12 protein-coding genes are annotated in these 12,693 nt (G+C 74.4%); 9 read left to right on the forward strand and 3 right to left on the reverse strand.

The window, feature by feature from the left end; translation table 11 throughout:
* Positions 1-130: 130 nt before the first annotated feature.
* The 7 genes from K1Y72_RS37040 (at position 131) to K1Y72_RS08980 (ending at position 7,507) form a co-directional block, all read left to right on the forward strand.
* Positions 131-3,682, forward strand: coding sequence for an AAA family ATPase (locus tag K1Y72_RS37040; protein WP_220165033.1), 3,552 nt, complete (start codon positions 131-133; stop codon positions 3,680-3,682).
* A gap of 168 nt (positions 3,683-3,850) precedes the next feature.
* A complete protein-coding gene (locus K1Y72_RS08955; RefSeq protein ID WP_220165034.1) occupies positions 3,851-4,954 on the forward strand; it encodes an LCP family protein in 1,104 nt (367 codons plus the stop codon).
* A gap of 41 nt (positions 4,955-4,995) precedes the next feature.
* Complete coding sequence (locus K1Y72_RS08960) at positions 4,996-5,295, forward strand: hypothetical protein (protein ID WP_220165035.1); 300 nt, start codon at positions 4,996-4,998, stop codon at positions 5,293-5,295.
* 139 nt (positions 5,296-5,434) lie between these two features.
* Positions 5,435-5,590, forward strand: coding sequence for a hypothetical protein (locus tag K1Y72_RS08965; RefSeq protein WP_220165188.1), 156 nt, complete (start codon positions 5,435-5,437; stop codon positions 5,588-5,590).
* Between the two features lie 201 nt (positions 5,591-5,791).
* Positions 5,792-5,947 (forward strand): hypothetical protein, encoded by a 156-nt coding sequence (locus K1Y72_RS08970; RefSeq protein ID WP_220165036.1) that lies wholly within the window; start codon positions 5,792-5,794, stop codon positions 5,945-5,947.
* A gap of 67 nt (positions 5,948-6,014) precedes the next feature.
* Positions 6,015-6,503: a glutathione peroxidase gene (locus K1Y72_RS08975; protein ID WP_220165037.1), complete on the forward strand. Its 489-nt coding sequence runs from the start codon at positions 6,015-6,017 to the stop codon at positions 6,501-6,503.
* 101 nt (positions 6,504-6,604) lie between these two features.
* Entirely contained in the window at positions 6,605-7,507 is a 903-nt protein-coding gene (locus tag K1Y72_RS08980; RefSeq protein WP_220165039.1) for an oxidoreductase, read from the forward strand.
* Between the two features lie 104 nt (positions 7,508-7,611).
* Here the strand turns inward: K1Y72_RS08980 and K1Y72_RS37045 are convergent, their stop codons facing one another.
* Positions 7,612-9,432: a glycosyl hydrolase family 18 protein gene (locus K1Y72_RS37045; RefSeq protein WP_220165042.1), complete on the reverse strand. Its 1,821-nt coding sequence runs from the start codon at positions 9,430-9,432 to the stop codon at positions 7,612-7,614.
* A 340-nt stretch (positions 9,433-9,772) separates the two neighbouring features.
* Here K1Y72_RS37045 and K1Y72_RS08990 point away from each other — a divergent pair, with 340 nt between their 5' ends.
* Complete coding sequence (locus tag K1Y72_RS08990) at positions 9,773-10,324, forward strand: EF-hand domain-containing protein (protein ID WP_220165043.1); 552 nt, start codon at positions 9,773-9,775, stop codon at positions 10,322-10,324.
* A 42-nt stretch (positions 10,325-10,366) separates the two neighbouring features.
* Here the strand turns inward: K1Y72_RS08990 and K1Y72_RS08995 are convergent, their stop codons facing one another.
* Positions 10,367-10,960, reverse strand: coding sequence for a TetR/AcrR family transcriptional regulator (locus tag K1Y72_RS08995; protein WP_220165045.1), 594 nt, complete (start codon positions 10,958-10,960; stop codon positions 10,367-10,369).
* A gap of 214 nt (positions 10,961-11,174) precedes the next feature.
* Between K1Y72_RS08995 and K1Y72_RS09000 the strand changes: the two genes are divergently transcribed.
* Complete coding sequence (locus K1Y72_RS09000; protein WP_220165047.1) at positions 11,175-11,930, forward strand: M12 family metallopeptidase; 756 nt, start codon at positions 11,175-11,177, stop codon at positions 11,928-11,930.
* Positions 11,931-11,994: 64 nt separating this feature from the next.
* On the opposite strand, the gene K1Y72_RS09005 is transcribed toward K1Y72_RS09000, so the two are convergent.
* Entirely contained in the window at positions 11,995-12,603 is a 609-nt protein-coding gene (locus K1Y72_RS09005) for a hypothetical protein (RefSeq protein WP_308286962.1), read from the reverse strand.
* Between the last annotated feature and the right edge of the window lie 90 nt (positions 12,604-12,693).

Below are 12,693 nucleotides of genomic sequence, written 5' to 3' on the forward strand. Positions count from 1 at the left end.
CAACTATCCCGGAGGAGGGCGGGCCTGCCAAGCGGGGGAGACGGCGGCGTCCCGCTGAGTAGGGTGGCGAACGGAGACGTACGTCATGGCCCGTTCCCCCGAAGCTCAACGTGCGAAAAGGACATTCCTGGTGAGTGCCCCCCGGCTGCCGGACCACCTCGAACTGCTGCTGACCGACGAGCCGGTCCTGGACGTGTACGCGCACGGTCCATGGCGGGTTCCCGACGGCCTCTACGAGGAGATCCGGGAGCGCGCCGTCGCGCTGAACGCCGACGCGCGCGCCGGGCGGCTGGCCCGGCGGCTGAGCGACTTCTACGGCCCCGGGACGTCGGCGGCGGGCGCCGAGCAGTGGTCGCTGCTGACCTTCCTGCTCGGCGCCGCGGCGCTGCGCGGCGGCTCGCGCGGCGACGTCGACTACGAGCTGCTGTCGGCGTTCCTCGCCACCCCCGAGGCGCCGGTCCGCGACCCGGCCGCCTGGTTCACCCAGGGCGGCCGGTGGCGGCCGCCGGGCCTCTGGCTGCCCGAGCCCGCCGGCGACGACCCCGGGCTCCGCGCCGTCGCGATCGACCTGGCCCACGAGGCCCTGGACGTCTTCGAGGGCCTCGCCCCCGTCGAGGCGCGCCGCGCCGCGCTCGCCGGCCTGTTCGACGCCCGCCGCGCCGACCCCGCGGCCCGCGCCGCCGACCTCGCCGTCCCGCTCGGCCGCCTGGACGAGGCGTGGACGGCCGGCCTGGACGACGCCACCGTCGCGCTGCTGCCCGAGCTCGCCGGCCCGATCTCCTACCTCGGCTGGGCGTGCCAGGGCCTCACCGCCGCGCACCGGCGGCTCGGCGCGGCCGTCCCCGGCGGCGGCGGCCTGGACGCCGCGCTCGCCGGGCTGCTGCTCGCGGCGGGGGTGCGGGTCGCGCCCGCCGAGCTGGCCGTCGCGCTCGGCACGGGCGCCTACGAGCTGCTGCAGGAACGCCTCGCCGCGCTGCGCGCCGAGTTCGCCGCCGAGGAGTGGCAGCGCGACCTGCGGGCCTGGCTCGCGCGCGGCCTGGTCGCCGGCGAGGCCGACGCCTGCCGCGCCTGGCTCGACACCGCCACCCGCGTGCTCGGCGCGGTGCAGGGCCTGCCGGACGCCGCCGTCGGGCCGCGCAGCCCGCTGCCGGTCCGCCACTTCCAGCTCGACGTCCGCCGCCTGTTCTCCTACCGGCGGGTGCTGAACGCCGCCGCCGTCCCGCCGCCCGCGCGCCCGGCCGCGGCGGCCGAGCCGGCGGCCGCGGCGCCGGCGGACGCGGGGGACGAGCTCGTCGGGCAGCCCGAGCTCACCGCCGTCCTCGCCGACGCGCTGACCGCCCGGCTGGCGGGGGAGCGGCCGGTGCGGCTGCTGGTCGCCGGCCCCGAGGGCACCGGCAAGGGCACCGCCGCCGAGCTCGTCCAGCGCATCCTCGTCGAGCGGGCGGTGCTGCGCGACGCCCTGTGGGTGTCGGACCAGGTGTTCGCCGCGCTCACCGTCAGCGACGCGGCGCTCTGGCTCCAGGCCCGGGTCCGCGAGTGCGCCGAGGGCCGGCTGCTGCTGGTCGTCGACGACCTGGAGCTGCTCGCCACCGCCGACCGCTGCGGCGCGGCCGCCGCCGAGGAGCTGCGCCGGCTGATGGCCCGCTCGCCCGCCCTGGACGTCGTCGCGCTCTGCCGCCCCGGCGGCGACCGGCGGCTGTTCGAGGACAACCCGGCGCTCGTGCAGCTGTTCGACGTCGCCCGCACCCGCGACTTCGACGCCGCCGGCTTCGCCGAGCTGTTCGCGCGCGCCGCCGCGGTCCGCGGCGCCCTCGTCGCGCCCGGCGCGGCGGCCGCCGCCGGGCTGCTCCTCGCCCAGACGCCGCCGGTCGGCAACCTGCGCGGCGCCCGGCTCGCCGAGCGGCTCGCCGCCCAGTGCGCGGCGGCGGCGCTCACCCGCGCCGACACCGACGCCGCCGAGATCACCGAGGCGGACCTGCCGCGGCGGCCCGCCGCCGCCCGCGACCCGCAGGAGGAGCTCGCCGCGCTCGTCGGGCTGACCGACGTCAAGGAGGAGGTGCAGGCCCTGGTCGCCGAGGCGCGGGCGGTGCGGCTGCGCCGCGCGGCGGGGATGGCGGCGGCCGGCACCCGCCCGCGCCACCTGGTGTTCGCCGGCAACCCCGGCACCGGCCGCCGCTCCGTCGCCGCGATCGTCGGGCGGGTCTACGCCGGGCTCGGCGTGCTGTCGCAGGGGCAGCTCGTCGAGGCCGACCGTTCCGACCTGCTCGGCGACTACGCCACCGACACCGCCCTGAAGGTGCGCCGCGCCGTGCAGAGCGCCCTCGGCGGCGTCCTCGTCGTCCGCGACCCGCACGAGGCCGCCCCGGCCGACCCGGCGCGCGCCCGCGAGGTGATGGACGCCCTCGTCGGCGCGCTGCACGACGAGCCCGACGACCTGCTGGTCGTGCTGACCGGCCCCGAGGACGAGCTGAACGGCCTGCTGCGCGGCCGCCCCGACCTCGCCGCGCTGTTCCCCCGCACGCTGGTCTTCCCCGACCTCACCGGCGCCCAGCTCGTCCGCGTCTTCGAGCAGGGCGCCGCCGACGCCGGGTACGCGCTCGGCGCGGGCGTCACCGGGAAGGTCGGCGGGCTGCTGCAGGGCGCGCAGCGCGGCCCGGGGTTCGCCAACGCGCGCCTCGCCGCCGGGCTGCTGGAGTGGTCGGTGGCGATGCAGGGCCGCCGCGTCCTCGCCGACGGCGTCGTCGACGAGACCGAGCGGCTCGACGAGATCCTGCTGGAGGACGTGCCGGACACCCTCGTGGCGGCGCCGCGCCGCGCGTCCGGCGACCCGCTCGCCGAGATCGACCGGCTGGTCGGCCTCGCCGGCATCAAGGCCGAGATCCACCGGCTGGTCGCCGACGCCCGGATGGCGCCCGACCGCGACCGCGCCGGGATGCGGCTGCGCAGCCCCGCCCGGCACCTGGTGTTCGTCGGCAACCCCGGCACCGCGAAGACGACGGTGGCGCGCCTCCTCGCCGCCGTCTACGCCGACCTCGGCCTGCTGGACTCCGGCCACCTGGTCGAGGTGACCCGCTCCCAGCTCGTCGGCGAGTTCGTCGGGCAGACCGCCCCGAAGGTGCGGGCGGCGGTGGAGCGGGCCCGCGGCGGCGTGCTGTTCATCGACGAGGCGTACGCGCTCACCCCCGGCGACTCCTTCGACGGCCGCGACTTCGGCCAGGAGGCGGTCGACGAGCTGGTGCAGGCGATGGAGAACCACCGGCACGACCTGGTCGTCATCGTGGCGGGCTACAAGAGCCGGATGGAGCGCTTCCTGGCCTCCAACCCCGGCCTCGCCGGCCGGTTCCCGCGCACCCTGGAGTTCGGCGACTACAGCGACGACGAGCTGGTGGAGATCTACGCCTCGATGGCGGCCGACCAGGGGTTCGTCCTCGCCGACGGGCTGCTGGACGCGGTCCGGCTGCGCCTCGGCGCCGAGAAGCACACCGAGTCGTTCGCCAACGCCCGCTTCGTCCGCAACCTGCTGGAGGAGACGATCGCGAACCAGGGGCGGCGCCTCACCTCGGGCGGCGACCTCGGGGAGGGCGCCGAGCGGGCCGTCGAGGTGCGCACGCTGCGGCCCGAGGACGTCCCGGTGGCGCCGCCGCGCGACGCCCGGCCGGATTTCGGGTTCGGCAGGGGATAGCCCGGGGGTTCGGCAGGGGCTGAGCCGCAAGGGGGAGGGGCGTGCGTCCGGCCCGCGGGTCGCCGGTGGCGGTGACGGCGGGCGGCCCGCAATCATGCGCCGGGCGGACGCGGGAACCCTCCCTCGTTGTCTAGGGTCTAACCCACACCGGCTTCAGAGGAGGAGCGCGTGGCGCGCAGCAGGCCCGGCCCCGGTCCCGTCCCCGAGGACCCCTACGCCCACTCCGGCGACCAGCTGCGCGGGTACGGCGGCGACGGCTACGACGGTCACGACGGCTACGGCGACGGGCCGCCGCCGCGCGGCCGGCGCGGGCGGCGCTCGCGCGGCCGCCGCTGGCCCAAGATCCTCGCCGCGGTGCTCGCGGTGCTGCTGCTCGTGGTCGTCGGCGGCTACTTCTACCTGGACTCGCGGCTCGAACGCGAGGACGTCCTCACCGACTACTCCGGCCGCATCGGCGACACCCCCGGCACCAACTGGCTGATCGTCGGGTCCGACAGCCGCGAGGGCCTCACCAAGCAGCAGCGGCACGCCTATGCGACCGGTACCGCCGCAGGCCGCCGCACCGACTCGATGATGCTGCTGCACTACGGCAGCGGCGGCACCACCCTCGTCAGCCTGCCGCGCGACTCCTACGTCCCGATCCCCGGCCACGGGTCCAACAAGCTGAACGCCGCGTTCGCCTTCGGCGGCCCCAAGCTGCTGGTCCGCACCCTGGAGCAGGCGACGGGCGTCCACATCGACCACTACGCCGAGATCGGCTTCGGCGGCTTCGTCGGCGTGGTGGACGCGATCGGCGGCGTCGACATCTGCGTCAAATCGGCGATGAAGGACCCCAAGGCGGGCCTGAACCTCAAGCCGGGCTGCCAGACGCTGAACGGCGGGCAGGCCCTCGGCTACGTGCGGACGCGCCACTCGGCCCGCGCCGACCTGGACCGCGTCCAGCACCAGCGCGAGTTCTTCGGCGCGCTGATGAGGAAGGCGACGAGCCCCGGCACGCTGCTGAACCCGTTCGCGAGCGTCCCGCTCGCGCTGAACGCCACGTCCAACTTCCGGGTCGACAATGGCGACCACCTCTACGACCTGGTCCGCATGATGTGGGCGATGCGCGGGGTGAGCGGCGGGAGCGGCCTCACCACCACCGTCCCGATCGGCGGGACGGGCTCCTCGGCCGCCGCCGGCTCCTACATCACCTGGAACCGCACGCTCGCCGGGCAGCTGTTCGGGGCGCTGAAGGAGGACAAGCCGGTGCCCGACACCGCCGTCGCCAAGTGAGCGCGCACCGGGCGGTGATCTCCGGTGGCTAGAGTTCGGGCATGACCGATGTGACGCCCGGCGAGGCCGAGCTGGAGAAGATGCCGACGTCCGACCTGCACGACGCGGCGGTGAAGAGGGCCCGGGAGCGGCGCGACGTCGGGTTCATGTGGGAGCTGCTGCGCGCCATCCCCGCCGCGGCCGCCACGACCGGCGACGTGGACCGCGCCGAGTTCGACATGTTCCACGTCCTGTCGCTGCTGGAGGAGTACCGCAACGCCGGCGAGGGCGAGCTCGGCGAGGCGCTCCGACCGATGTATGTGAGCTATCTCACCGAGCACGGCCTGCCGGCCGGCGACTGACCCCGCCACCTGCGCCGTTACCGAGGCGATCGCGGAACTCCGCGATCGCCTCGACGCGTTCTTTGCGCCGCGTTGACCAGCGTCCGCCGCAGCCGGGGAATTACTCTTCGTAGTTAAGTGAGCGCAGAGGGTGGGGGACGTGAACAAGAAGCACATGAAGCTGGGTGCCATGGCTTTTGTCGCCTGGTACGTGATCAGCCGGCCCGAGGGCGCGGCCAACCTGGTCAACAGCGCCCTGGGGGGTCTCGGCGGCGCGGCCGAATCGCTCTCGCAGTTCGTCAGCGCCATCCCGTAGCGGGGGAGGGCCCGTCCGCCCCGTGCCCGGTTCCGGGTGCGGGGCCCGTTCGTCCGCGGGGGGATCGAACGGCCGTCCGAGCGCCAGACATCATCCGCTAGCCGCAGAGCCACAGTAAAATCGCGCTTTGCGAGTCGGAGCAGATGGGCACAATCTGATCGGGTCAGTGTGTCGCTGCGCTACAACAGGGACGGCGTTCGGATGAAGAAGAACCTCCGCTATGTGGCCATCGCCTTCGTCATCTTCTACCTGCTCACCTCCCCCCGGGCGGCCGCCCAGGTGGTCAACAACGCCTTCGACCAGCTCGGCAACGCCGGGCACTCGCTGTCGGTGTTCGTGAGCGACCTCGGCACCTGACGGGGGCCGGCCCGGGGCCGGCGGGTGCGGCGGGGCGGCGGGGCGGCGGTCTCCTAAGATCGTCCCCATGTCTGTCTTCGACGTGGAGATCGGGGGCCTGCGGACGCCGTCCGCCGACCTCGAACAGTACCGGGGCAAGGCCGTGCTGGTCGTCAACGTGGCGTCCAAGTGCGGTCTCACCCCTCAGTACGGCGCGCTGGAGGACCTCCAGAAGCGCTACGCCGAGCGCGGTTTCACCGTTCTCGGGATCCCGTGCAACCAGTTCATGGGGCAGGAGCCGGGGACCCCGGAGGAGATCGAGGCGTTCTGCTCGACGACCTACGGGGTGACCTTCCCCCTCACCGAGAAGGTCGACGTCAACGGCGACGACCGGCACCCCCTGTACCGGGAGCTCGTCGGCGTCCCCGACGCCGAGGGCTACACCGGCGACATCCGGTGGAACTTCGAGAAGTTCCTCGTCGCCCCCTCCGGCGAGGTCGTGGCGCGCTTCTCGCCGCAGACCGAGCCCGACACCGACGCCGTCGTCTCGGCGATCGAGTCCCACCTGCCGTCCTGACGGCCGTCCCGCCGCGCGGCGGCCGGGCGGCTTGTCCGCGTCCGGCCGCGCGCCTAGGTTGGTGCGGCGCCGACGTCCGGCGCGCGACATCGGAGGTTCCCATGGGCTGGTCGGCGTCCGACATCCCCGATCTGCACGGCCGGCGGGCCGTCGTCACCGGGGCCAACAGCGGCATCGGCTACCACACCGCCCTCCAGCTCGGCCGGCACGGCGCCGACGTCGTGCTGGCCTGCCGCGACGCCGGGCGCGGCGAGGAGGCCCGCACGAGGATGGCCGCGGCCGTCCCCGGCGGCCGGTTCGAGCTCGCCTCGCTCGACCTCGCCGACCTCGCGTCGGTGCGGGCGTTCGCGGCCGCCCACGCCGGCGACCCGCTGGACCTGCTGGTGAACAACGCCGGCGTCATGGCGCTGCCGCACCACACCACCGCCGACGGCTTCGAGATGCAGTTCGGCACCAACCACCTCGGCCACTTCGCGCTGACCGGCCTGCTGCTGCCCGCGCTCCTCGCCGCGCCCGCGCCCCGCGTCGTCACGGTGACGAGCGGCATGGCCTGGACCGGGCGGCTGCGGCTGTCGGACCCCAACTCCGAGCGCCGCTACAACAAGTGGGCCGCCTACGGCTGGTCCAAGCTCGCCAACCTGATCTTCGCCAAGGAACTGGACCGCCGCTACGAGGGGCTGCTCGGCGACGCCGCGCACCCGGGCTTCGCGGCCACCAACCTCCAGGCCGCCGGCCCGAGGATGGCCGGGCGCGGTCTGGAGGAGAAGCTGATGGGCCTCGGCAACACCGTCATCGCCCAGTCGGCGGCGTCCGGCGCGCTGCCCACCCTGTACGCGGCGGCGTCCCCCGACGCGCGCGGCGGCGCCTGCTACGGCCCGCGCGTGCTGAGCGCCTGGGGCTCGCCCACCAAGGCCGTCATGCCCCCGGCGGCGAACCGCCCCGAGGCGGGCCGCGCCCTCTGGGAGCTGTCGGAGGACCTGACGGGCGTGAAGTACCCGGTGTGAGCTTGCGAGCCGCCACGGGGCGGGCCGAGCCGGAGGGCGGGGGATCTCCGGCTCGGCCCACGTCCGGTGGGTGGTACGGACCCAGGGTCGGATCGGGATCGACGTCAGCCGAGACCGCTCTTGATCGCGGAGATCAGCTCGCCGTTGGAGGTGTCGCCGGTCAGCTCCCAGAAGAAGGCGCCGCCGAGCCCCTGGGCGTTGGCGTAGGACATCTTGCCGCCGATCGTCGCGGGGGTGTCGTAGCTCCACCACTCGCTGCCGCACTTGGCGTAGGCGGTCCCGGCGACCGTCCCGGTGGCCGGGCACTTGGACTTGAGGACCTTGTAGTCCTCGATGCCGGCCTCGTAGGTGCCGGGCGCGGCGCCCGTGGCGGTGCCGCCGGGGGCGGCCTGCGTGACGCCCGTCCAGCCCCGGCCGTAGAAGCCGATGCCGAGGAGCAGCTTGGACGCCGGGACGCCCTTGCCCTTGAGGTTCTGGATGGCGGCGTCGCTGTAGAAGCCGGGCGTCGGGATGCCGCTGTAGGAGGTGAGCGGCGAGTGCGGGGCGGTCGGGCCCTGCGCGGCCCAGGCGCCGAAGTAGTCGTAGGTCATCGGGTTGTACCAGTCGACGTACTGGGCGGCGCCGGCGTAGTCGGCGGCGTCGAGCTTGCCGCCGCTGGAGCCGTCCGCGCTGATCGCGGCGGTGACCAGGTCGGACGAGCCGAACCGCGAGCGCAGGGCCGACATCAGGTTCTTGAAGGCCGCCGCGCCGCTGGAGTCGCAGGACAGGCCGCAGGCGTTGGGGTACTCCCAGTCGATGTCGATGCCGTCGAACACGTCCGCCCAGCGCGGGTCCTCGACGAGCTTGTAGCAGGAGTCGGCGAAGGCGGCGGGGTTGGCGGCCGCCTGGGTGAAGCCGCCCGACCACGTCCAGCCGCCGAACGACCAGATCACCTTCAGGTTCGGGTACTTCTTCTTCAGCTCGCGCAGCTGGTTGAAGCTGCCGCGCAGCGCGCCGGCGTCCCAGGTGTCGGCGGTGCCGTCCACGCTCTCGGCGGCCGAGTAGGCGCGGTCGTAGTCGGCGTAGCTGTCGCCGACGGTGCACTGCCCGTTCTGGACGTTGCCGAACGCGTAGTTGATGTGGGTCAGCTTGGCGGCCGAGCCGCTCGTGTCGATGTTCTTGACGTGGTAGTTGCGCTGGTAGACGCCCCAGTCCACGAAGTAGCCGACGACCTTCTTGCCGCCGGGCTGCGTCGTCCCGCCGTCGGGAGTGGTGACGCTGACGGCGCTGGACGCGGCCGAGGTGTTGCCCGCCGCGTCCCGCGCCTTGACGGTGAAGGTGTAGGCGGTCTTGGCGGTGAGCCCGGTGACGGTGGCGCTCGTGCCGGTCACCGACGCCGCCTTGGTCGCGCCCTGGTAGACGTCGTAGCCGGTGACCGCGACGTTGTCGGTGGAGGCCGTCCACGACAGCGCGACGCTGGTCGAGGTCGAGCCGGTGGACTTCAGCCCCGACGGCGCGGTCGGCGCCTGGGTGTCGGCGGTGCCGCCGCCCGACCCGTCGCACGCGCCGCCGTCGACCTTGCAGCCGGTGACCCAGCCCGGGCCGGTGCCGCCGAAGCCGAACGCGACCGAGGCGCCGGCGGCGACGGTGCCGTTGTAGGAGGCGTTCGTGAAGGTGTAGTGGTCGCCCGAGACGGCCTTGACCGCGTCGTAGGTGCTGCCGATCGCGGTGCCGGACGGCAGGTCGAGCTCGACCTTCCAGCCGTTCAGCGCCGTCCCGGTGCCGTTGGTGACGGTGCACCTGCCGTCGAAGCCCGTGCCCCAGTCCGAGGTCTTGGCGCAGGTCGCGGTGACCGACCCGGCCGAGAGCGCGGGCGGCGCCCCCAGCAGGCCGCCTGCCGCGGCCATCGCGAGCGCGCCGAGCAGCGCGCCGATCCTTCTGGACATGACTCTCCGTTCGTCCGGCCCCCGAACCAACAGGAATCCCGCCATCTCTTAGGAAAGTTTCCTAAGAGTTGAGGGGATGGTAACCGGGCGATCCGGGCGCCACAAGGGCGGATCCGCAGGTCTAGGGGTGGTCTAGCCGCTGCGCTGGACCCGTCCTGTGCGGCGGGATCGGCCCGGGGCGGTGCCGGCTCCTCGGGGTCCGTACCGCCGCCTGTCCCTCGGTGCGCGCCGGCCGTCACCGTGCGCCACACCTTGCTCACCCGCAGGGGAAGGAAGGGCGTCCCCGGTGCCCATGGCGCCCCGGAGATCACCTGGGGAACATGCTTCCCGGGAGGCCCGCATGGCGAGTGATTTCCAGTACAGCAAGATCGCTCTGGTGTTCGCGGCGATGGACCGCGACGGGGACGGCTACCTCACCGAGGCCGACTTCGCCACGCTCGCCGCCCGCTGGACCGCGCTCCGCGGCGCCCCGCCGGGAACGCCCGAGCACGCCCGGCTGCACGCGGTGATGACCGGCTGGTGGGACACCCTCGCCGCCACCGCCGACACCCGCCACCCCGGCCGCGTCTCGCCCGCCGACGTGCTGCGCGTCGTCGACCACCTCGCCGAGATGCCCGACGCCGTCGCCGCCACCGCCGAGGCCATGTTCGAGGCCGTCGACGAGAACGGCGACGACCGCGTCTCGCGCGCGGAGTACCGCCGCCTCATCGAGGCGTGGAACGGCCGGCCGACCGACACCGACGCCACCTTCGACCGCCTCGACCTGGACGGCGACGGCCACCTGTCGCGCGCGGAGTTCACCCTGCTGTGGGCGCAGTTCTGGGCGGGCGACGACCCGGCCGCGCCCGGCACCTGGGTCTTCGGCCCCCTCGACCTGCGCGCCCTGGCCTGACCGCCGCCGCCTGACCGCCGTCGCCGGGGGCGCGGCGGCGCGTCAGGACGGGGCGCCCCCGGCGGCGAGGCCGTGGACGGCCTGGGCGACGGCGGCGTCGATGACGGCGGCGGCCCGGCCGGGACGGCGCTGCGCCGCGACGGCGGCGGCGTCCACGATGCCCTGCACCAGCTCGGCGCGCAGCTCGGCGTCGGGGACGCCCGCCTCCTCCAGCGCGCCGATCAGCGGCCGCAGCAGCAGGGCGTGGCCGTCGCGGATGCGCTCGCGGGCGGGCTCGGCGAGGGCGTGCTGGGCGAGCGCGACCGCGGCGGCGTGCCGCCCGTCGGTCATGATGACCAGCTGCGCGCGGACGTAGGACTCGACCTTGCCGACGAGGTCGGGCGGGCCGGCGAGCGCCCGCGCCGTCAGCGCCGCCCAGCGCGGCAGCTCCTCCTCGACGATCGCGGCGACCAGGTCGTCCTTGGAGCGGAAGTACTCGTACAGGCTCGGCCGCGACAGCCCCACCCGGCGGGCGAGCGCGGCGAGCGACAGCGCCTCGATGCCCTCCTCGGCGACCAGGGTGCGCGCGGCGTCCAGCAGCGTCCGCAGCTGGCGGGCGCGGTGCTCGGCGACGGTGGGTTCGCTGATCCTCGGCACGCCCCCATCCTACGTTTGCCGACGGCCCGTCGGTAACTCCGCGCGGCCCCTCCGGGCGCGCGATACGCCCGGGAGCCGCGCGCGGCAAGCCCCGGAGCGGGCCGTTCCGGGACCTGTCCGGCATGGGTCACACCCCTGCCGATCAGCTCCCTTTCCGTCCTACTTTGCGCACAGTGGACGCACGTTCACTGATCGTATTCACGGGGAGGCGGGCATGGCCGTCGTCAAGAAGAACGTCAAGACCTGGGGGAAGGGGCCGATCACCTACGCGGTCGCGGGCTCGGGGAAGCCCGGCGACAAGTGGCTGGCGGACGGGATCGGCAAGTTCAACACCCGCGTCGGCACGACCGTGTTCACGCCGGTCGCCTCGGGCGGGACCGCGCAGGTGACGTTCCAGTACTCCACCGCCGGCGAGTCGGCCATCGGCTGCACGGGGACGGTGCCGCAGGTCATCAGCTACCACGAGAACGACGCGTTCGGCGTCGCCGCCTACAAGACGCTGCACCACGAGATGTGCCACTGCCTCGGCCTCGGCCACGAGCAGTTCCACAGCGCCTTCCCGCTCCGCGCCGACCTGATCTCGGTGCTCACCGGCAGCACCGAGTTCCGCGAGCAGCACACCCTCGACGCGCTGAACAGCGGCGACTGGGCGGACCTCGGCGGTTACGACGCGGCGTCCATCATGATGTACGACCTCGGGTCGATGGCGAACCCGGGCCGGTTCGAGAAGGACGCCGCCGTCACGGCCGTCACGGTGCTGCCGGCGGGCACGACCACGCCCACGCCGACGTCCACCCCGGCGTCCTCCACCCGCGCCCGCAGCTCCAGCAACCCCGAGCCGTCGAAGACCGCCCCGGCGCCGGTGACGCTGCTGACGCCGCGCATCCAGTTCCCGCCCGGCTACCGCATCCCCGGCGGCGACAAGCTGACCGACCTGGACGTCGCCGCCATCCTCAAACTCCTGACCTGACCCACCCCGCGAGCCGCCCTCCGCCCCCAGCGGCGGGCGGCTCCGCGTCCGGGCGGACCGCTCGTCAGATCGCCCGCCCGGCCGCCTTCGCGCTGCGCCGCCGGTGATAGTGGACGGTGACGGCGGCGAGCAGCGGGCCCCACAGCACCACGGGCGCGTAGAGCACCTGGATCAGTACCTTCGCCCAGGGGGCGGCGTCGATCTGCGAGTGAAAGTTGGTGTAGACGAACAGCACCCCGTAGACCGTGGTGATGAGGGAGCCGAGAGCGGCGGGCACGGTGGCGGCGAGGACGGGCACGCGCCTGCCGCGCACGAGCGGAACCCAGCGCGGCCAGGTCTCGCCCCAGGGCTGGACCAGCCCGAGCGCCAGGAACCCGAAGACCTCGGCCAGCGCGGACAGCCCGACCAGGTAGAGCGATCCCCAGCCAGGGGCGTGCAGGGCCCGCAGCTCCGAGTCGGCCAGCCCGAAAGCGAGCCCGCAGGCCAGACCGATCCGCCACAGCCCGGACGGCACGTTCACCAGCGCCGCCCCGTGCGCGGCCCAGCGGGCCCAGCGCGGGACTCCCGGGACGGTGCGCCACGGGGACACGCGCGCGGCCGTCCGCTCCGCGGTCGGATGGGTGGGCGACAGGGCCACGACGACCTCCATGAAGATCAGTTTCTGGTCGTCCACGAGCATCCCGACGTGCCGCCGCCCCGCGCTTCCCCCATCGGGGTCGGCGGGTTCGCCCGTACGGGGGAGCGGCCGCTCCCCGCTGAGGGG

The sequence above is a fragment of the Actinomadura parmotrematis genome, from assembly GCF_019458805.1.
Lineage (GTDB): Bacteria > Actinomycetota > Actinomycetes > Streptosporangiales > Streptosporangiaceae > Spirillospora > Spirillospora parmotrematis.